Genomic DNA, 21,600 nt, shown 5'->3' with positions numbered 1-21,600 from the left:
GAGGGGGCTTATGCTTTCTTGGAGGATAATAGATTATCCCAGAAGGTAGAATAAGATGCTTTTATTTGTAAGCGTGTTCTTTGTTTATATATATGAAAGCGTTTAAGATGAAGAAATAAAACTAAATGTTTTTGGATTCATTATATTTGATTCAAAAGTACCCTAATGCGTTATTCATTAAATTAAACAGAGCATCTCTATTATTAAATAGGCAACACCTACTATCATGTAAGACAAGCTATGAACGTAAACTGGTATTATAGCAATTTTGCAGGACTTGAAAACGCTTTTATATATGTTAAGGCTATTAATAGTCTTAGTGGTAGGATTTCTAGCAATATATTTTTGCACCTAGTGGAGGGAACATTCATGGTTAATGAAAAGAAAATATCAAGTCGCTTTATTTATTTCTTTGGAGCTTTTGCCGGCATTCTTTTTGGTTATGATATAGGTGTTATGACGGGAGCATTACCTTTTTTAGAAAGTGATTGGAGCCTCGAAGGAAGAGCTACCGCTATTGGTTGGATTACCTCTTCGGTAATGTTTGGAGCTATTTTTGGAGGTGTCGTAGCTGGTCAGCTGTCTGACCGTTTAGGACGACGCAAAATGATTTTAATATCTGCTGTCATTTTTGTTGTGGGATCCATATTGTCAGGCATAGCCCCCCATGATGGAATACTATTTTTGATTGTATCACGGATGTTTCTAGGACTAGCTGTTGGGGCTGCCTCTGCGTTGGTTCCAGCCTATATGTCGGAAATGGCGCCTGCAAAATTGCGCGGTCGTCTGTCAGGAATAAATCAAACCATGATCGTTTCTGGGATGTTGCTCTCATACATTGTTGATTATCTATTGAAAGACCTGCCAGAAACTATGGCATGGCGGATGATGCTTGGTTTGGCTGCAGTACCTGCTATCATCTTATTTTTTGGAATGTTAAAGTTACCTGAATCACCAAGATTTTTAATTAAGAATAATAAATTTGATGAAGCTCGTAAGGTATTGGGCTATATTCGTTCAAATAAAAAAGATATTGATGCTGAAATAAAACAAATTCAAGAAGCTGCAAAAGAAGAAAAAACGGTAAGTCAGAAAACGTCTTGGGGAACTCTCTTAAGTGGTAAATACCGTTACTTGGTCTTTGCGGGTGTAGGTGTAGCAGCTTTTCAACAATTCCAGGGTGCAAATGCCATCTTCTATTACATTCCTTTGATTGTGGAAAATGCTACGGGTCATGCAGCCAGTTCCGCGTTGATGTGGCCAATCATTCAGGGGATTATCCTCGTAATAGGTTCATTAGTATTCCTGGTCATTGCTGATAAATTTAAGCGCCGTACTTTATTAACAGTTGGCGGAACCATTATGGGACTCTCCTTTATTTTTCCGGCCATCTTAAACATACTAATTCCTAATGTGAATCCGATGATGATGGTTGTTTTTCTAAGTATCTATGTTGCGTTTTATTCATTCACATGGGCTCCTTTAACTTGGGTCATAGTTGGAGAAATATTCCCGCTAGCCATTCGTGGACGTGCGTCAGGATTAGCTTCATCATTTAACTGGATTGGTTCTTTCTTGGTCGGATTGCTTTTCCCAATCATGATTGCTTTTATGCCTCAAGAAGCTGTTTTTGCCATCTTCGGTGGTATTTGTTTACTGGGAGTCCTATTTATACGGACATGTGTTCCTGAAACTCGCGGTCGCAGTTTAGAGGATATAGAGAAAATTGGAGAAAGTAAACAGGCTAAGGCGAAAAGTGCATAAAAAGTAACATATTAATTGCTTATCGAAATGCAGTAAAGCTATACAGTAAGCAGTCCCTGATTTCTATACTGGAATCAGGGACTTTTTTTATTCATTCATTTATCTGAAGTGCCTGTGTTTACTTAAGGGGAATTCCAGTTTCATTGCTCCATCTCTATTTTTTCGCTATTATTTTACTATAACTCAATGAATACAGGTGAAGAAATGAAACCGAATGATGGAGTAAAAGAAGATAATTATAAAGTGTTCGCATTGCTAAGCAATTATTTAAATAAGGCGCCCGATTTTGTTGATAGAGAAGAGATAAATGAGATTGTTCAGTATGGCGTATCTTATGAGCATGCATTTGCGGTCATTTTAGCGGCTGCTTTTGGATTGGATATTGTGGATAAGATGGATGATAAGAATCTATTCAACAATTACTTTAATGGAATGTTTTTTAAATTGGATGAAAAGGAATATTGCGAAAACCCTTATTATAAGAATATCAAGATCCCAACGTTGAAGATTGGTAATAGTGAACTAAAATATGAAAAGTATAAACCGTTTGAGGGTTTTGTATGCAATGATATTGTCAAAACAAAAGAAGGCAGGCAAATCCCGCAAATCGGTTTTTTTGAAACAGAATTTGAGTATCCAGCTATTTTAGAAAACGAAAGAATATGGATGACGGTAACGCCTAATGAAATCGAAACCATGAAAGAACCGATTGAGCAGGCGTTTGGAAATGTACTTACATATGGATTGGGACTTGGTTATTATACCTATATGATTTCTGAAAAAGAGAATGTTGACAGCATCACGGTAGTCGAAATGAATGAAGACGTGATTAACTTGTTCCAAACGTATATATTGCCGCAATTCAAAAACCATCAAAAGATTAAGATCATTAAAGCTAATGCCTTTGAATATGCTCAAAAATCTATGGCCAAGGGTCAATTTGATTTTGTTTTTACGGATTTATGGCATGATGTTTCGGATGGAATTGATATGTATTTAAAAATGAAGTTATTTGAAAAAAGATGTCCAAATACGATATTTACCTATTGGATTGAAAAATCAATTAAATGTTATTTATAAAACATGGATGAGAAATCCTCTTTCAAAGTTTGAAGGGGGATTTTTATAGTTAGTAAAGGTATGTTTTCCTGAAGAGTATATAAATAAGACGTTGGTCAGGGGCGATAATCGTTCACTGAGAAATAGGTCAAAAATACCACATTGTTTATTTTAGCTTTATGCTTATAAAGATGGTACTTTTGTATTAAGTGAGTAGGAAATTGTATAACCAAAAGAAAACAAGAGGTAGTTGAACTTATGAATGAGAAGGTCATAAATAATAGTGATAAATGTTATGTATTGGCTGAAGAGAAGGCTGAAAAGTATTTTGAATCCTTGCGTGCGCAGGTGATTGAAAAGAGCTATATCGATGCATTAACGAAAGATATTCAATCGTGGAAGCAGAATCATATTCGTCATCGATCCTTAGCTTCCCTTTTTGCTCATAAAAATAAAAAACCAACAAATAAGGAGTATCATCAGTATATAAGCTGGTTGAATAAGAGAGGGAAACTGGAGCAGTATCTTCATCGAAGTATTTCATATATCTATCTGAGAGATTTGGGCAAAGCCCTGGACAAGCCTGAAACACAAACTAAAATCAAACAAGTCGTGGATACGCTCATCTCTCAATTAGTTACAGATAAATTTGAAGAAGCTAGTGAGTTTGATTTGTTTAGTACACACGGTTTGTACAGATGGGGCCAAAAGGAGAATATCGAGTCAACAGTCATCTGGCTATTCGACAAGCTAAGAATCGTGTCATCCTCTATACCGAATGGAATGGATGCCGAAAATGCCCAACGTAAATTAATCAAAATCATAGGTGGAGTTATGATGCACGTTAGGGAAGAGATGGGCTCTGATATTTCCCCGGAGGAACGGGCACAGAAACTTGATGAAGCCATTCGGCTAGGATATTCCTATGGTCTGACCTATCCTTTTATAGATGATTTACTAGATGCAAATGTTTTATCCGATGAGGAGAAAAAGCAGTTTTCAACTATCATTAGAATGACGCTTATAAATGGGACAGTCCCAGAAATAGACGAGTGGTCTGGTAAAAATGAAGAACTTATCCGGTTTATTCATTCAGAACTGAAGGAAGCATTCGAGTATATTAAAGGTTGCCAAAGCCCTGAAAATTCCAGGATATTTTTCGACCAGGCGTATGTGTTTTTTCATTCACAGGAAGTAGACCGAGTTAAAGAGTTAACAAATGAACATTACACCAATGAAGATTTGTTTATTCCAATCATATTAAAATCATCATCTTCACGATTGATCGTTCGTTCTGTTATTAGTGCACCAGAGGATGAAGGGTTTAACAAACGCACGTTTTACTATGGAATATACAATCAATTGGCAGATGACTTTGCGGATTTATTTGATGATATGGATGCAGGAGCGGTCACTCCATATACGTATTATCTAACCTATCATGATAAGCGTCCTGACCTTATTAACCCATTCGAATTATATTGGACGGTTATTTTCAACTTGATTCATCATGTATATGATTCTGATCCACATGCTTGTGAGGTCATACTAGATCGAGCAATTAATGGCCTAAAAAGAAATAAAGAACGATTAGGTACTAAGCAGTATGATGAATTGATGAATTTATTAACAGCAAATATGCCGACATTTAATCGCCTTATCCAAACGATGGTTCAGAAAGCAGATGATGTGGATTTCTTTGATAAATTGCTCCGAGATCATATCCTTTCCAATATGAGAAAGGATCGTCAAGAGGAAAGCGAATTTGCTAACACAATAAAGAGCATTCGTCAGGAGATTAATCAATATCTGCCTATTAATCAACTAGAATCTACACTTTTGACGAATGATCCAATCATTGATGCGGCAAATTACAGTCTTGAAGGTGATGGAAAGAGGCTAAGGCCAATCGTGACCTGGATGATGGGAGTCAGGGAGTATGGGCTGGATTCTACAGCGATTGTGCCGCTTCTTAAATCCCTGGAATATATGCATACGGCATCTCTTATTCTCGATGATCTGCCATCTCAGGATAATGCGCCTATTCGAAGAGGCCGTGCTACCTTGCATACGGTCCATAATACAGGAATAGCAGAAATAACTTCAGTATATCTTATTCAGAATGCTATGAAGGAACAAGCATCACTGAAACAGTTTGATGCTGCGTCTGTTCTACAGTTAATTCGATATTCATCCCAGGTAGCCATGGATATGTGCAGAGGGCAGGCAATGGACTTGGAATCGAAAGGGAAAATGCTGACTTTAGAGGAATTAAACACGCTTTCCTTCTACAAAACAGGAATCGCATTTGAGGCATCACTCATTATGCCTGCCATTCTTGCTCAAGTAGGGGAATCCGAGATAGAGAAGTTAAAAAATTTCGCTCATCATGCCGGAATCGCATTTCAAATTAAAGATGACTTGCTTGATCTGGAGGGGGATGACCTTTTACTTGGAAAACCTGTCGGACAGGACAAAGAGAATAAAAATTCTACATTTGTATCAGTTCTTGGCAGGGAGGGTGCTCGTAAAGTAATGTGGGACCATTACTGCTATGCTATGGAAGCTATTGTACAAATTTCACCGAAGAGTTCATTTTTAAAGCATTTATTGAATTATATGGTGAACAGACAGCGCTAAAGTGATTGTCTGTTCGCTGCCTGATAGCAGAGAACATCCAGAACATAAAGATGCCCCCGGTTTTAAAACCAGGGGCATCTTTTTTTCTTATTTAACGCCTCTCATGTATTTTTGGATGGTTGGTGAGATGAAGTAAATAATAATTGAACATAGAATTGCGAATCCACCGATTAATCCAAAATACAGGAGTTCCGTTTCCGTACTATAAAGTTTTACAAGCTGTGCATTTATAGCCTGTGCAACTGCGCTTGCGAGGAACCATAGGCTCATCGTTTGAGCGGAGAATGCAGCAGGTGCCAATTTAGTTGTAGCAGATAAACCAACAGGAGATAGACAAAGCTCTCCAAGTGTGACGATTAGGTAGCTCAATATGAGCCAATAAGGACTAACAAGTGAGTCACCGCCACTTAGGTATCCTGGTACAAGCATCACAATAAATGATAGACCCGCTAATAGCAAGCCAATTGAAAATTTTCTGGAAGTTGAAGGCTGTCTATCCCCAAGCTTCATCCATAACCAAGCTGCAACTGGTGCAAAGATGATTACGAAGAGGGCAGGCATTGCCTGTAGCACACCAGGTGCGATTTTAAAACCTAACAAAGTTAAATTAGTTCTCTCTAAAGCATAAATATTCAGTAAATTAGAGCCTTGCTCATAAATAGCCCAGAATATAACTGCTGACAGGAATAATGGAATATAGGCAAGTAATCTTGACTGTTCTTCTGCAGTTGTTTTAGAGCTTTTGTACATCCAGACAAAGTAAACGACTGGTATAATAACTGCCAAAATCGTTACGAGTAAGACAAATCGATCAATGGTTAGCCAACCGATTGTAATCAGTGCGTAGAAAAGGACAATTAATAGAGCAATTGTTACCCCAAAATAAAGAGCAAATTTCTTTTTGCCTTCAGGGCTTAATGGATTAGGTGGCTGTGTTCCAATGGTACCCAGATTTTTCTTTTTCGTAATAACAAATACGATTAATCCAAGGAACATACCTACAGCAGCAGCTGAAAAACCTGCATGGTAGCTATCGTAATGTCCGCGTAATCCTTCTACAACAAATGGAGCTATAAAAGCACCTAAATTAATCCCCATATAGAATATACTGAATCCTGAGTCCCGGCGATTGTCGGCCTTTGTATATAAATCACCAACAACACTGGAAATGTTCGGTTTTAGCAATCCAGTACCAATGATAATTAAGAACATACTGGCAAAAAAGGCTTCAGCCCCGAGTGGCAATGCCAGAACAACATGGCCCAACATAATAAAAACTCCACCGTAGAATACGGTTCTGCTTGTCCCAAGTAAACGGTCCGCAACCCATCCACCGATAATACCTGATAGATAGACTAAAGATCCATAAATGGCAGCAATGGACATGGCTGTGGTTTGATCAAAGCCCAGTCCGCCCTTGCTAACTTCAGCGTATAAGTAGAGGACCAGGATGGCGCGCATTCCATAATACGAAAAACGTTCCCAAAACTCTGTGAAAAATAATGTGAAAAGTCCTTTTGGGTGTCCGAAAAAACCTGTGTTCGGAATGCCTGGAACACCCGACTGTTTGTTTAATTTAACCAAAAATTCTCTCTCCTTTAGCATGATGTAGTACAATATACCATTTTATTTTAGATTAACTAAAAAATCAAAATTGAGAGACTATAATTTTGCTAATTTAATAGAAATATGTCGAAAAATGTTAGATTATGTGTGATAAATAAAGAAGAATAAATAATGTTTAATAGAAAATGCCCCAAAGTTATTGATAACTTTGGGGCATTTTTATTTAGGCTTCTATTTGATTTTTTAGTTTTGCATATTCTTCATCAGAGAATACTCGTGATTTCGTAATGAAATGACAATCTTCTATACTATCAAGTGAAAAGGCTGCTCCTCTTCCATCAGTAGCATCTAGGATCAATTGAGTATGTTTCCAGTACTCATATTGCATCTTATGGATATAAAACGGTGCTCCTCCAATGGAACCGAGGTATACATCAGAATCCCCCGTTTTAAAATCATCTTCCTTATAACACTTGGGAGCAGATCCATCACAGCAGCCTCCGGATTGGTAAAACATAATAGAGCCGTGAGTTCTTTTTAATGAATCTATTAATTGAAGTGCCTCTTCGGTTGCTACGACACGTTCTACCATTTTAGAGTCACTCCTTTTAGAAGAAACCTTGAGCATTTTTATCATAGCTTACTAACAAACATTTTGTTTGTTGGTAATGATCTAACATCATAGCATGGTTTTCACGGCCGATACCGGATAATTTGTAACCGCCGAAAGCAGCACCTGCTGGATATTGATGATATGTGTTTGTCCATACACGACCAGCTTGTATCGCACGGCCGGCACGGTAAGCAAGATCTCCACTGCGGGACCATACACCGGCACCTAATCCGTACAAGGTATCATTTGCAATTTCCATTGCTTCGTCAAAATCTTTGAAAGTCGTTACACTAAGAACTGGACCAAAGATTTCTTCCTGGAATATACGCATTTTGTTATGACCTTTGAAAACAGTCGGTTTAATATAGTTACCATTTTTAAGGTCTTCACCAAGGTCATTTTCTTCTCCGCCAATTAAACATTCAGCACCTTCTTCTTTGCCGAGTTTAATGTAGGATAAGATTTTTTCTTTTTGTTCATTTGAAGCCTGTGCGCCCATCATAACTTCTGTGTCAAGTGGGTTGCCAATCTTAATAGCTTTCACACGCTCTAATGCACGTTCCATAAATTTATCATAGATTGATTCCTGGATTAATGCACGGGAAGGGCATGTGCAAATTTCACCGGAGTTTAGAGCAAACATCACTAAGCCTTCGATTGCTTTATTTAAAAATTCATCATCTTTGTCTATTACATCTTCAAAGAATACGTTAGGTGATTTACCGCCAAGCTCCAATGTGACAGGAATAATGTTTTCAGTAGCATATTGCATTATTTGGCGTCCCACTGCTGTAGAACCAGTAAAGGCAATCTTCGCAATACGTGGATTTGTTGCAAGTGGTTTTCCTACTTCAATACCAAAACCATTTACGATGTTCAGAACACCCGCTGGGAGTATATCCTGAATTAACTCAACAAGAACCATAATGGATGCAGGAGTTTGTTCAGCTGGTTTTAATACGATGCAGTTACCTGCTGCTAATGCCGGGGCAATCTTCCAGACAGCCATTAGAATTGGGAAATTCCAAGGAATGATTTGACCAACAACACCAAGTGGTTCTTGGAAGTGGTAAGCTACTGTATCATTATCTAATTGAGTAGTTCTTCCTTCTTGTGTACGAATGGCACTTGCGAAATAACGGAAGTGATCAATTGCCAAAGGAACATCAGCATTCAATGTTTCACGTACTGCTTTCCCGTTATCCCAAGTCTCAGCTACAGCGAGCATTTCCAGGTTTTCTTCTAAACGATCTGCAATTTTATTTAAAATACGTGCACGTTCAGCAGTAGAAGTTTTCCCCCAAGCTTCTTTTGCTGCATGTGCCGCATCTAATGCTAATTCAATATCTTCAGCAGAAGAACGAGCAGCCTTTGTAAAAACTTCTCCGGTTACCGGAGATTTATTTTCAAAGTATTGACCTTTAACAGGTGCGACCCATTTTCCGCCGATAAAGTTATCGTATTTCTCTTTGAAATGCACAACTGCGCCTTCTGTATTTGGATTTGCATAAATCATGTTGATATCTCCCCTATGTTCGTATTGAAAACTCTTAAATATAAAGTTTTGATGCCACTTTGGAATAAAAATACACCAGTGAAGCGTTTTCTATACTATTATTTGTCTAATTTAATAAAATTTCAAATAATATGACTGTGAATATAGGAGAAATATGATGTATAAGTGTAGTATAGAAATAGGAAAAAAATGTGTCTTCCATTACTCGTTACTAGATAGATAAATTTTGCAGGTTATCTATTACATCTAAAGAGAATTATTCACCCATGAATGGAACAAGAGATTGGAGACAGGCTGTTTAATTTTACTAACAGCAACCAACAGATACGGGCGCTCTTATTCTGCCGAAATGCAGCGCTGCAAAAAAAAATGATCTATATTTAATTCAGTCGGCAAGAGAAAAATAAGGTGGTAATAGCATGGATATTGCGGTGATAGGATCCAATATGGTCGATCTAATTTCCTATATTGATAGAATGCCAGAAGAGGGAGAAACACTTGAAGCACCTAGCTTTTCAATGGGGTGTGGAGGAAAAGGGGCCAACCAGGCAGTGGCAGCTGCAAAACTGGGCTCCAAGGTCATGATGGTTACGAAGGTAGGCGATGACATTTTTGCAGATAACACCATTCAAAATCTTAAACGCTATGGAATTGATACAGAATTTACGAATAAGGTCCCCGGAAGCAGCAGCGGGGTCGCACCAATCTTTGTAGATTCGGATTCCAAAAATCGTATTTTAATCATTAAAGGGGCCAATCAGTACCTTTTACCTGAGGATGTCGATAAAGCGGCCGAAAAGCTCAAGACATGTTCTTTAATTATTCTTCAGTTAGAAATCGCGCTCGAAACCGTTTATCGGGCGATAGAATTTGGGAACGAGCATGGGATTCCTGTTATTCTGAATCCTGCTCCTGCTACCAAAAATTTGGATTTCAATTATGTATGCAAATGTGACTTTTTTGTTCCCAATGAAAGTGAACTGGATATCTTGACTGGCATGCCTGTTTCAACGATTGAGCAAATTAAAGCTGCTGCAGTCAGCCTGATAGATAAAGGAGTTAAAAATGTTATCGTGACGATGGGAAGCCGAGGCGTGATGTGGATAACCGATAGAGGAACGCAAATCGTTGATTCATTCAAGGTTGATGCTGTAGACACAACGGGGGCCGGAGACGCATTCATCGGCTGTTTCGCCTATAATTATATTCAGAATGGGGATATTGTCCAATCGATAAAAATGGCTAATGCCTTTGCAGCATTAAGTGTCACAAAACGTGGTACACAGAATTCTTATCCAAGTATGGATGAAGTTAAGTTGTTTTTAAGCAAAAGAATTGAAGCGTAAGCAGGATTTTAATTAAAACTTGGTTTTTAGTGAATTAAAGGATGGCTCTTAGTGATGGAGTCATCCTTTAATATTTAAGTTATTTTACACAAATATATGACTAAGATATTTTTAGGGGTTATTAAGATTACCTTTCTATTGTTCAAGTGTTTGTCATAAAAACAAATATAATTCAGATTAATCAGTTAATAAATTTGTTATCAATCGATATAATGATATAATAAAAGTGTTCTGTATTATGCGTTTCTAACAAAATTTTAGGAGATGACCAATATGAAAGCACTCAGATGGTACAATGCTAAAGATTTAAGGTTAGACAATTTAGAGGAACCTACTGCCAAAAAGGGAGAAGCAAAAATTAAAGTTGAATGGTGCGGTATTTGTGGAAGTGACTTACACGAATATACTGCCGGTCCAATTTTTATCCCAACCGAAGAGCCACACCCATTGAGTAAGGAGAAAGCTCCGATTGTAATGGGACATGAATTTTCTGGACAAGTTGTAGAGGTTGGCGAAGGCGTAACCAGAGTCCAAGTTGGTGACCGTGTTACAGTTGAGCCCGTCTACTCCTGTGGAAAATGCGAAGCTTGTAAACAAGGAAAATATAATCTATGTGAGCTAATGGGCTTTTATGGTTTAGCAGGAGGCGGTGGAGGATTCTCTGAATACGCTTCTATACCGGAACATATGTTACATAAGCTGCCTGAAAATGTTTCATTTGAACAAGGGGCACTCGTAGAACCTTCAGCTGTTGCTGTACACGCTGTTAAACAAAGTAAACTTAAAGTTGGCGATAAAGCAGCGGTATTTGGAACAGGACCAATTGGTTTATTAGTTATTGAAGCGTTAAAAGCAGCTGGTGCGGCTGAAATTTATGCAGTAGAATTATCAGAACAACGCAGGCAAAAAGCAGAAGAACTTGGTGCTATTGCTATCGATCCGAATCAGGGTGATGTCGTTGAACAATTAACTAAATTGACAAATGGCGGTGTTGACGTTTCATATGAAGTAACAGGAGTACCGATTGTTTTAAAACAAGCTATTCATTCAACTAAATTTAATGGTGAAACGATGATTGTTAGTATTTTTGAAAAAGAAGCGTCTATTCATCCAAACGATATTGTTATGAAAGAACGTACAATCAACGGTATTATTGGATACCGTGATATATTTCCTGCTGTTATCAATTTAATGGCTCAGGGCTACTTCCCAGCTGACAAACTCGTTACCAAACGAATTAAGTTGGATGATGTGATTGAAGAAGGCTTTGAAGGTTTATTAAACGAACGAAATCATATTAAAATATTAGTAAAAGCTGAATAATCATTGTACAAATGCAAATATGATAATCATATATAGAAACTAAAATGGCCTTCTCTTCAAATGGAATGGCCATTTTAGTGTTTATGGATTTATTAGTAAGAAAGCAACACGTGGTGTATTGGATTTTGAGGTGTATTATACATTTCTGAGTATACAATTCTGCTAAAACACGTAATTTAGTCGTATTTGTGGAAGTTAGTTGGAGATGTATATATTTTAATAATCTGAATATATAAAATCGTTCAATATGTATTTACTTTGCTAACTATTATAATTATAATAAGTATGTGAAACATTGAGCAAGTTAATATACATACGGAGGATTGATTGGAATGAAAGCAGCTGTAGTGAGTGCAACGAACCCTGGTAAGTTAGAATTAGTTGAAAAGGAGCTTCCTAAGTTAAAACCCGGTCAAGCTTTAGTTGATGTAGAATATTGCGGAGTATGTCATACAGACTTGCACGTAGCAAAAGGAGATTTCGGCGCAGTTCCAGGAAGAGTTCCAGGGCATGAGGGAATCGGAATCGTTAAAGAAATCGCAGACGATGTGACAAGTTTAAAAGTAGGAGATCGTGTCAGCATTGCTTGGTTCTTTAAAGGATGCGGAACTTGCGAGTACTGTGTAACAGGAAATGAAACATTCTGTCGAAGCGTACAAAATGCAGGCTTCACTGTTGATGGTGCAATGGCTGAACAATGTATCGTAGAAGCGGATTATGCGGTTAAAGTTCCTGAAGGATTAGACCCAGCTCAAGCAAGCAGTATTACTTGTGCAGGTGTAACTTGCTACAAAGCAATCAAAGTTTCCGATATTAAACCAGGTCAATGGATTGCAATTTATGGTTGCGGTGGTTTAGGCAATCTTGCCATTCAATATGCGAAAAATGTATTCAATGCGAAAGTAATCGCAGTGGATATTAATGATGATAAATTGGCGCTATCAAAAGAAGTAGGAGCAGACCTTGTATGTAATCCATTAACTGATGGTGATGCAGGTGAATGGATTCAGGAAAAAGTTGGTGGAGCTCATGCTGCTGTTGTAACGGCTGTTTCTAAAGTTGCCTTTAACCAGGCAGTAAACTCTGTTCGTGCTACTGCTAAAGTTGTTGCAGTAGGATTACCTCCTGAAACAATGGATTTGGCTATCGTGAAAACCGTATTAGACGGTATCCAAATTGTTGGTTCCTTAGTTGGTACACGTAAGGATTTAGAAGAGGCTTTCCAATTTGGAGCAGAGGGAAAAGTAGTTCCAATTGTTGAAACAAGATGCTTGCATGAAGTAAATGATATTTTTGAAGAAATGGAAGCAGGTAAAATCCAAGGCCGTATGGTCATCGATATGCACAAACACGAATAATTCCAACCAATAACCTTATAAAATAAACCTCAAACAGTCTTACATTTAATTATGAATGTAAGGCTGTTTTTTTGTACGTTTTTTTTATATATGAGGGCTTAGTAGATAGATAATATTTTTAATAGCATGGGTGCTTTAGTAGGATTATTTTTCTAAAAAATAAAGGTAATGTGAAGCTGGTTGATGTAGTGTGAAACTAGATAAATCTAACGTGTGTGCTAAGTATCCTAAATAAAAATAAAAAACTTCCAATATTTGAAACCATTTCAAGAGAATTCATCACTAATAGGCAGAAGGGGGCGAGAGAGTGAATTATAAGGAGGAGCAGAAGCTGGTCAAGAAAGCAATAAAGGGCAATAAAAAGAGTTTTGAACGATTAGTTAAACAGCATTATGAAAGAATATATCGAACAGCTTATATATATGTTAATAATCAGGAGGATGCATTGGATGTGGTTCAGGACGCAACATATCAGGCCTTTATCTCTATTCATTCCTTAAAACATCCTGAGTACTTCATGACTTGGCTCACAAAAATTATCATTCGTTGTGCTGGCCAAGTGGTCAAAAAGAGAGGAACTGTTATACCTTTTTCGGATGAAATATTAATCGGTATGATTCCGCAATCGGAGGAAAAGAGAGAATTCGATTGCGGAGAAATAATGGATGCTTTGGCCCAAATTAAAGAGAATTATCGGACAAGTATTCTTTTGTTTTATTATCATGATTATTCTATTAAAACAATCAGCACCATTATGCAAATACCTGAAGGAACCGTTAAAACCTATTTAAGCAGAGGGAAAGAGGCGTTAAAAAAAATCTTGAATGAGGAGGGATTCGACTATGGAAGAAAAGGATTTAAAGAATGCATTCAACCAAATACCAGTACCTAAAGAGAGAGTGTTAAAGGCTATTGATGATGGTCTAAATCAGGTGGTACATGAAAAAAAGAGACGGCAACCGAAGAAGAAACTCCTGTATGGTGGTGTGGCTTCTATAGCGATTCTATCTTTGACCATCAGTTCAGGATTTATCATACCGTCGTTGAACAAAGTGCTGGCTAAAGCTCCTATAGTCGGCGGAATATTTAAAGACTTTAATGATCCGCTTGGAATAGAATTAGCCGAACAAAACCTCGTTACTGAATTAAATAAAACTAGTACCAAAAAGGGGATTAATGTAACCCTGACAAGTGCTTATTTTGATGGATATATTGTATCGATTACTGGACATGTGGATGGCGATATAAAAAAGCAAAGTAACGAAGAGAGCGAAGAATTAAGTGTGGATGAAAACTTTGAGAACTATGAAGGGGATGCTGATCCTTGGTTCAATGGGCAATCAACTGTTTATAAGAAAAAAGGAGATGGGTATGATTTTCAAATGACTTTAAATTATCCGTATGAGGAGCTTAAAGAGAATTACACTCTGCCACTCACAATCCATTCTATAAACGGAGTTGATGGAGACTGGAGATTCTCGATTCCAATTTCACAAGAAAAGAATAAAGCTACCGCAATAGATTACACAAAAAACTATCCGAATGAAAATGTTCAAATTAAAGTAAATGAATTGCTCTTTGGCAGAATATCCTCGACTGTTATGTTTGAAACAAACACAGAGTATGAGAAGGATGAGATATACATATGGAAGGCAACTGACCATAAAGGGAAAGAGTTGGATATTGGAAACAGTGTAAGATTTAATAAGGGGATAGATGGAGAAGTACGTGAATTTAGACGATCTACAATAGGGAATTTAAATCAAGATGTTAAAACCATCACGTTCTATCCACATCTAGAACGATCAGAACCTTTAGCGGAGAAGGATTTAGCGACCGGTACTTCCTTTACATTGGAAAGTCAACGTTCAAATAAGGCAATCCGAGTTAACAGTATTAAACATGAGCAGGATAAATTGATTGTTGATTATCAAGTACTTGGATTTCCTAAGAGTCTTAAGGGAGAGAACTATGATCGTTTACTGCATAATTTAGGTTATCAGTTTAATATAATAGACCCACGGATTGATTTGGATGATGATTGGCCATTTTATATACATCGGAATCATGTTGAAGTCCTTAATAAAGATACAATGCATTTTCAATCAGTATTTGATTTAAGTGGAGAAGTTGTGTATGAAGGGGATATGGTTCAAAAAATCACCAATTTTGAAATGGATCATGCCATTCTGCAATTTGATTTTAACTCATTTTTAGATACAGTGGAGCTTGAGCCTTTCACAGTAAAAATACCTCAGAAGAAAGAGCAACTTGAGAATCATAAATAAAGGAAATAGTTTATTGAAACTATTTTGCTCAATTCGGTACCGAGCTGTACTAAGTTTTCATTCAACCATAGAATACTATAGAAAAAAATGCACTCCAATTGTTAAGTGTAATCTAACAACTGGAGTGCATTATTATTTTTGCTTTTGCTCTATTATCATAATCTCTTCTTTTTATGATAGTTATATAAAATGAACAATAAGACAAACCATAATGGTGTAAGCAGCATTGCTAAGCGTGTTTCCGCAGCAATGAGCATTACAATCAGTATGAAAGCAAACATACCTAGGATTACATAATTTATAGCTGGTGTTAATGGAGCTTTGAATGTAGATTTAGCTCTTAAATCAGGTCTTGTTTTTACATATTTGATATGCGAGATTAAAATAATGCTCCATACCCAAATGAAACAGATGGCGCTGATTGTTGTGACGATTGTAAAGGCCTGCTCTGGTATCAGCTTGCTAAGCAGTGCACCGACAGAAACTACAATAGTAGAAGTTAATAATGCATTGCTCGGTACATGGTGTTTATTTAATTTGCCAAGTTTTTTTGGTGCTTCATTATGATTGCTTAAGTTGTACATTATCCGGCTGGTTGAGAATAAACCGCTGTTTGCAGCAGAGGCTGCCGATGTTAATACAACAAAGTTGATAATACCTGCCGCCATTGGAATCCCGATTAAGGCGAAGACACCTACAAATGGGCTGCTTGTCGCACTTAATTGATCCCAAGGATTGATGCATAAAATAACAAATAAGGCACCTACATAAAACAGTAAAATCCGTACCGGTATTTTGTTGATAGCAGATGGAATGTTTTTTCGTGGATTAGCTGTTTCAGCAGCAGATACACCAATAAGTTCAACTCCGACGAAGGAGAAGACAACCATTTGCAGTGATAGTAAGAACCCTGATATTCCATTCGGGAACATGCCGCCATGATTCCAAAGGTTAGAAACAGAAACAGTTCCGCTATCTGTTTCAAATCCAATCACAAGCAGTACGATTCCTACGACAATTAGTGCAACAATAGTGACGACTTTAATAATCGCAAACCAGAATTCCAACTCACCAAACAGTTTGACGGTTAATAGATTTAATCCTAATAGAATTACTAAACAGATGATGGCAGGCACCCATTGCGGGATATCAAACCAGTATTGTGTATATAAACCAACAGCGATAATATCAGCCATGGCTGTCATAATCCAGCAGAACCAATACGTCCAGCCAGTCACAAATCCAGCCCATGGACCCAAATATTCAGCTGCGAAATCGATAAATGATGTATGATTTGTATTGGATAAAAGTAATTCACCCAGTGCTCTCATAACAAAAAATAGAGCTACTCCGATAATCAGATAAGAAAATAAGATGGATGGACCGGCTAAATGAATGGATTTTCCGGAGCCTAAAAATAAGCCGGTTCCAATTGTGCCCCCAATTGCTATTAATTGTACATGACGATTTTTTAAATCCCTTTTTAACTCTTGCTTAGCCAAGTTGCATGCCCCCGTTTAATCTTAGATGTCTAAAACAGGCACCTAGTAAAATAGATATTTATCATTTTTCTCGCTTGATTTAGATACTATGTCTCACCTCACTATTGATATTGGAAAATAAAAAAAGAGATTGGTTGTCTCCAATCTCTAAAAGGGCAAGAATAACAAAAATCGTTACCATTCTGTCCTTTTGCCTGAGATTGTGAATCCTTCGGCGCTGTATAAATACAGTCTCTCCAGAAGCTGCTCCCGCCATAGTTTTATCCACAGCGATCAAAGCGTGCTATATTAAATTATCAATTATCAGAGTATGTTACCTTATTAACATAATTCTGAAAAAATGTTATGGAAAAAATGCTATCACTAAATTATTATGTTGTCAAACTAAGTACATGTAATTAAATGATTTGTTGAAGCATATGGAAGAGACCAAGATTTACTTGAAATATATTTAACCCATATGCTTTTGAACAATCAATTAATGATACTAAACAAGCTTCAGTTCTGATAAACCATTACAATAAGTATTAAATAGTAAAGAAAGGTACTAGGTCTCTCTCTTTTTTTGTTTACTAATTTAAACATCTTGAGGAGTATTCCTTCAGATATATAAGCATGGCAGTGAGGTTAAGGGGAAGGCCAGAATCGAAAGCTCTCTTTTTCATGTTTATCTTAGCAGTAGCACAATTCATTCTGAAAAAAAGACCAAATCCATAAGGGATTTGGTCTTTAATCTACATTATTAAAAGGCAAATTCAAATTTAGAGTTCATCCGCTATCCCCAGCAGGATAATACCGAAGATAACAACTGCGATGATCATGTATTGTTTTTTAGTCAGCTTCTCTTTTAGGAAGATTCGTGACAGGATAATTGAAAAGATACTGTAAGAAGCAATCAATGGTGCTGCGATAATTGCATAGCCTGATGCCATGGCAAATACGTAGAAAAATTGACCAATCGTTTCCAAAATAGCAGCTATCCCTTTATCGCGCTCTTTAAATACATGGAAGGATTCCTTCTTAATAAAGCGAAGATAGATAAAACATACGGCAGCGCATAGGAAAAAGGTATATTCATACGCAAGCAAAGCTGAATTTTCGCTGATTAAATTCAATTCATCCAGATAGATGGCATCCGCAAATGTAGCAAGTCCATCAATAATGCAATATAAAATTGGGAAGATAATAGCCAAGAAACCAATTTGGTATTTTTTATCGATATGCTCAGAATTCAGTCGACGAGCTTCATCTTCTGCTCTTTTTTCCAGAACGGCTATCCCCACAATCCCAAGAGTGATGATGATAATCCCAAGTACTTCAATGATACTTAGCTCATGAGTGAAAAAGATGAAGAGCAGAATGCTTGTTACGACACCTGAGGAATTCTGTATTGGTGAGGCGATAGACAATTCAATATAGCGCAAACCAATATACCCAAATGCCATGGAAAGGATGTATAAAGAAGATACTGGTAAATAATGAATCATCTCCATTGGATTGAACTGTATATCTTTTATAATCATATAGGCTGTTGCATGAATTCCCATGACAAGACCAACCATGATGATAATTTTAATATGGCTGTACTTGTCATTGCTGTCTGATCCCTTTTTATAAAATAGGTCAGCACCACCCCATGCTAAAGCTGTTAGTAGTGAAAAAATAAACCACATAACGATTCTCCTTGTTGAAGTTTAATAAGCTTTCTGAACCCCGTATAACAAGACATACAGAATCGTTTACTCAAGTGAGAAGACGTTACTGCTGCTATTGCAAAACGGAGAGCAGAGCTGTGAATAAAAATGAATTTTAATAGAGTCACAGAGTCAAGAATATAATTTCATTGTAAACTGTGTCAAGGGATTTAAAGGATGAAACTATAATAGAAGTGTGCATTTAATATAACAATAGTAATGAAAGGGCTATCTTTTTGTTTTTCTTAATTTTTCAAATATAATAAAGGGAGAATTAACAATTATAGAAGAGGATGGAAAGTTCGCTAACCAGGGGAGATGGCTATGTTAGATTTAGTCCCAATTATGCTTGAAAAGGTAGGCATTATTGTCATTGTAGCCTTTTTAATTTCTAAAATGAATTCCTTTCGCCAAATCATTCACCCAGACCATAATCTAAATGAGCAGTTGAAATTATTTCTATTATTCGGCATGTTTGGGGTTATTAGTAATTATACTGGAATAGAAGTTTATCATTCTATGGTTGAAGAGAATAGATGGCTTTCAGCTATTGGAGAAGATAGTGCCATTGCTAATACAAGAGTGATGGGTGTTGTGATAGGCGGATTATTGGGAGGTCCCGTTGTTGGAGGAGGAGCTGGTCTGATAGCCGGTATACACCGTTATACATTGGGAGGGTTTACAGCCTTTTCCTGCGCCCTTTCTACCATCCTGGCCGGAATATTGGCAGGGTATATAGGCAACAGAAGAAAAAGGAGCGGGGGTCAGATAACTCCTTTGTTTGCTGCAGGAATTGGGATGTCCCTCGAAGCTTTGCAAATGGTGATTATCCTTGCGACTGCCAAACCTCTTGAGCATGCATGGAGCCTCGTGCAGTTTATCGGTTTACCAATGATCACCATGAATGGATTCGGAACACTATTATTTATGCTGATCGTTCAGTCTATAAAACGTGATGGGGAGATAGCGCGTGCGAATCAAACCAATCAGGCATTTTTAATTGCGGACCAGACTCTTCCGCATTTTCGACAGGGCTTAAACACCCAATCATGCAAAGAAATATCAAAAATTATGCTTAATTTAACCGATGCAGATGCTGTCTCTATCACGGATGAACATTTGGTTCTTGCACATTTGGGGGCAGCCTCCGATCATCATAAACCTGGCGTGAAGCCGAGTACTGGGCTGACTAAAAAAGTACTTGAATCAGGATATGTTTCAATAGCCAAATCGAAGGAGGAAATCGAGTGCAGGCATAAGGACTGTCCGCTCGTAGCTGCCATCGTCCTCCCTTTAAAAGTGAAGGGGGAAATATCTGGAACTTTAAAATTGTATTATACAAAGCCGGATAAATTAGACAGAGTTCAGCAGCAGTTAGCAGAGGGGCTGGCTAATTTATTTTCAACTCAGCTTGAGCTGGCAGAAGCGGAACGGCAGGCGAGGCTTTTAAAGGATGCTGAGATTAAAGCCCTGCAGGCTCAGATTCATCCACACTTCTTATTTAATAGTTTAAATACGATATCTGCCTTATGCCGGACTGATCCTGATAAAGCTCGTAAACTACTATTGGAATTAAGTTTATTTTTTCGAGGCAATTTACAGGGAGCCAGACAGTTGCTGATCCCGTTAGAAAAAGAGCTGGAAAATGTAAAAGCCTATTTATCTTTAGAGCAAACACGTTTTCCTCATAAATATGAAGTTAATTTTGATATAGAGAATGGATTAGAAAATGTATTGATTCCCCCATTTTTATTGCAGCCTTTGGTAGAGAATGCGATTCATTATGCATTTCCACAAAGAAAACAGTTTGGGAAAATTAATATACAAGTGTGCTCAAATGGCAATTATATGAGAATGATTGTTGCGGATAATGGACAGGGGATTGTGGAAGAAAGATTGAAAAGTCTGAGCAAGCAGGTTGTACCGTCAGCCGGTGGAAACGGTACAGCCATTTTTAATATTAGTGAACGCTTAAAAGGTATTTATAATAACCAAGCCCATTTTAAGGTTGATAGCAAAGTGGGTGAGGGCACCACTGTTAATATCTTAATCCCGCTGGAAAGTAAAGGAGGTGACGAGCAGGATGCTGCGAGCCTATGTAGTGGATGATGAACCATTAGCCAGGGACGAATTAAAATATTTACTAGCAAGAAGCAGAGAAGTGGAGGTCTTGGGTGAAAGTGATTGTATAGAAGATGCATTACATGATATTCCACTGTTAAAGCCGGATATTGTCTTCTTAGATATTGAATTAGCGGGAGAGAACGGATTACATTTAGCCGCTAAACTAGAAGGACTGAACCCGGTTCCAGCTATCGTTTTTGCGACTGCCTATGACGAGTATGCTCTTCAGGCTTTTGACGTAAATGCGGTAGATTATCTTTTGAAACCCTTCAGTGAAGAACGTATTCATAAGATGCTGGACAAAGTTAAAAAGCTTCATTTACACACAAAGGAGCCTGGAAAAGTAGATACCAGTAATCTTCAATGTAAGGGAAAAATAGCTGTTATGACAGAAGAAAAAATTATATTGCTTACATGCAATGATATCGTATTCCTAGAATCATACGAAGGAAAGTGTAAAATCCGGGCTGTTAATCATCTTTATAAAGTAAGTGAGGCACTGATTGGATTGGAAAAAAAATTGCCCCGGACACAGTTCTTTCGGGTACATCGGAGCTATCTTGTGAATATCGATCATATCGTGGAGATATTACCATGGTTTAATTCAACCTATAACTTACGTATGTCGGATGGTTCCGAGGTTCCAGTCAGTCGAACCTATGTAAAGGAACTGAAACAATTACTAGGATTATAGGACTGATTTGCTATTCATTAGTTGTAAGTTGTAATTCATCCCATTTATTTTGCGGTTCATTTTGAAAATGAGGTGTAAGTGTTTTCATTTGATACTATGATAGTATAATACGT

At 37.4% G+C, this 21,600-nt stretch carries 15 protein-coding genes and 1 riboswitch; of the genes, 10 read left to right on the top strand and 5 right to left on the bottom strand.

Annotation, left to right across the window (positions count from 1 at the left end; translation table 11 throughout):
* Positions 1-369 precede the first annotated feature (369 nt).
* The 3 genes from FHY45_RS17990 (at position 370) to FHY45_RS17980 (ending at position 5,463) form a co-directional block, all read left to right on the top strand.
* Entirely contained in the window at positions 370-1,764 is a 1,395-nt protein-coding gene (locus FHY45_RS17990) for a sugar porter family MFS transporter (protein ID WP_066108204.1), read from the top strand.
* A 204-nt stretch (positions 1,765-1,968) separates the two neighbouring features.
* Entirely contained in the window at positions 1,969-2,844 is an 876-nt protein-coding gene (locus FHY45_RS17985) for a spermine/spermidine synthase domain-containing protein (protein ID WP_139892719.1), read from the top strand.
* Positions 2,845-3,081: 237 nt separating this feature from the next.
* The gene (locus FHY45_RS17980; RefSeq protein WP_139892718.1) at positions 3,082-5,463 is read left to right on the top strand and encodes a polyprenyl synthetase family protein; all 2,382 of its coding nucleotides are present in this window, start codon (positions 3,082-3,084) and stop codon (positions 5,461-5,463) included.
* Between the two features lie 87 nt (positions 5,464-5,550).
* Here the strand turns inward: FHY45_RS17980 and FHY45_RS17975 are convergent, their stop codons facing one another.
* From FHY45_RS17975 to exaC, 3 genes are all read right to left on the bottom strand, one after another.
* Positions 5,551-7,047 (bottom strand): peptide MFS transporter, encoded by a 1,497-nt coding sequence (locus tag FHY45_RS17975; RefSeq protein ID WP_175354309.1) that lies wholly within the window; start codon positions 7,045-7,047, stop codon positions 5,551-5,553.
* Between the two features lie 205 nt (positions 7,048-7,252).
* Entirely contained in the window at positions 7,253-7,621 is a 369-nt protein-coding gene (locus FHY45_RS17970; RefSeq protein WP_139892717.1) for a DUF779 domain-containing protein, read from the bottom strand.
* 16 nt (positions 7,622-7,637) lie between these two features.
* Entirely contained in the window at positions 7,638-9,158 is a 1,521-nt protein-coding gene (exaC, locus tag FHY45_RS17965; protein WP_066108192.1) for an acetaldehyde dehydrogenase ExaC, read from the bottom strand.
* A gap of 419 nt (positions 9,159-9,577) precedes the next feature.
* Here exaC and rbsK point away from each other — a divergent pair, with 419 nt between their 5' ends.
* The 5 genes from rbsK to FHY45_RS17940 all read left to right on the top strand — a co-directional run bounded on the left by rbsK (position 9,578) and on the right by FHY45_RS17940 (position 15,473).
* Positions 9,578-10,504 carry a ribokinase gene (gene rbsK, locus FHY45_RS17960; RefSeq protein ID WP_139892716.1) on the top strand — a complete coding sequence of 309 codons (927 nt, stop codon included), beginning with the start codon at positions 9,578-9,580 and terminating at the stop codon, positions 10,502-10,504.
* A gap of 273 nt (positions 10,505-10,777) precedes the next feature.
* A complete protein-coding gene (locus FHY45_RS17955) occupies positions 10,778-11,827 on the top strand; it encodes a 2,3-butanediol dehydrogenase (RefSeq protein ID WP_066108186.1) in 1,050 nt (349 codons plus the stop codon).
* Between the two features lie 332 nt (positions 11,828-12,159).
* Positions 12,160-13,185 (top strand): alcohol dehydrogenase AdhP, encoded by a 1,026-nt coding sequence (gene adhP / locus FHY45_RS17950; protein WP_139892715.1) that lies wholly within the window; start codon positions 12,160-12,162, stop codon positions 13,183-13,185.
* Between the two features lie 307 nt (positions 13,186-13,492).
* Positions 13,493-14,077 (top strand): sigma-70 family RNA polymerase sigma factor, encoded by a 585-nt coding sequence (locus FHY45_RS17945; RefSeq protein ID WP_139892714.1) that lies wholly within the window; start codon positions 13,493-13,495, stop codon positions 14,075-14,077.
* The gene (locus FHY45_RS17940) at positions 14,028-15,473 is read left to right on the top strand and encodes a DUF4179 domain-containing protein (protein ID WP_180350017.1); all 1,446 of its coding nucleotides are present in this window, start codon (positions 14,028-14,030) and stop codon (positions 15,471-15,473) included. The genes FHY45_RS17945 and FHY45_RS17940 overlap by 50 nt, the downstream gene beginning before the upstream one ends.
* 155 nt (positions 15,474-15,628) lie before the next feature.
* Here the strand turns inward: FHY45_RS17940 and FHY45_RS17935 are convergent, their stop codons facing one another.
* Positions 15,629-16,975: an amino acid permease gene (locus FHY45_RS17935; RefSeq protein WP_066108180.1), complete on the bottom strand. Its 1,347-nt coding sequence runs from the start codon at positions 16,973-16,975 to the stop codon at positions 15,629-15,631.
* 172 nt (positions 16,976-17,147) lie between these two features.
* Positions 17,148-17,225, bottom strand: a riboswitch (glycine riboswitch).
* Positions 17,226-17,736: 511 nt separating this feature from the next.
* Positions 17,737-18,648 (bottom strand): DMT family transporter, encoded by a 912-nt coding sequence (locus FHY45_RS17930; RefSeq protein WP_066108178.1) that lies wholly within the window; start codon positions 18,646-18,648, stop codon positions 17,737-17,739.
* Positions 18,649-18,993: 345 nt separating this feature from the next.
* Here FHY45_RS17930 and FHY45_RS17925 point away from each other — a divergent pair, with 345 nt between their 5' ends.
* Both FHY45_RS17925 and FHY45_RS17920 read left to right on the top strand, forming a co-directional pair.
* Positions 18,994-20,778 (top strand): sensor histidine kinase, encoded by a 1,785-nt coding sequence (locus tag FHY45_RS17925; RefSeq protein WP_139892712.1) that lies wholly within the window; start codon positions 18,994-18,996, stop codon positions 20,776-20,778.
* Positions 20,753-21,487, top strand: a complete 735-nt coding sequence (locus FHY45_RS17920) for a LytR/AlgR family response regulator transcription factor (RefSeq protein WP_139892711.1) — start codon at positions 20,753-20,755, stop codon at positions 21,485-21,487. Before FHY45_RS17925 ends, FHY45_RS17920 begins: the two co-directional genes overlap by 26 nt.
* Positions 21,488-21,600 lie beyond the last annotated feature (113 nt).

It is taken from the genome of Bacillus sp. D386, assembly GCF_006346415.1.
Note: the sequence above shows the minus strand (reverse complement) of the source record. Positions and strands in the feature narration are given on the sequence as shown.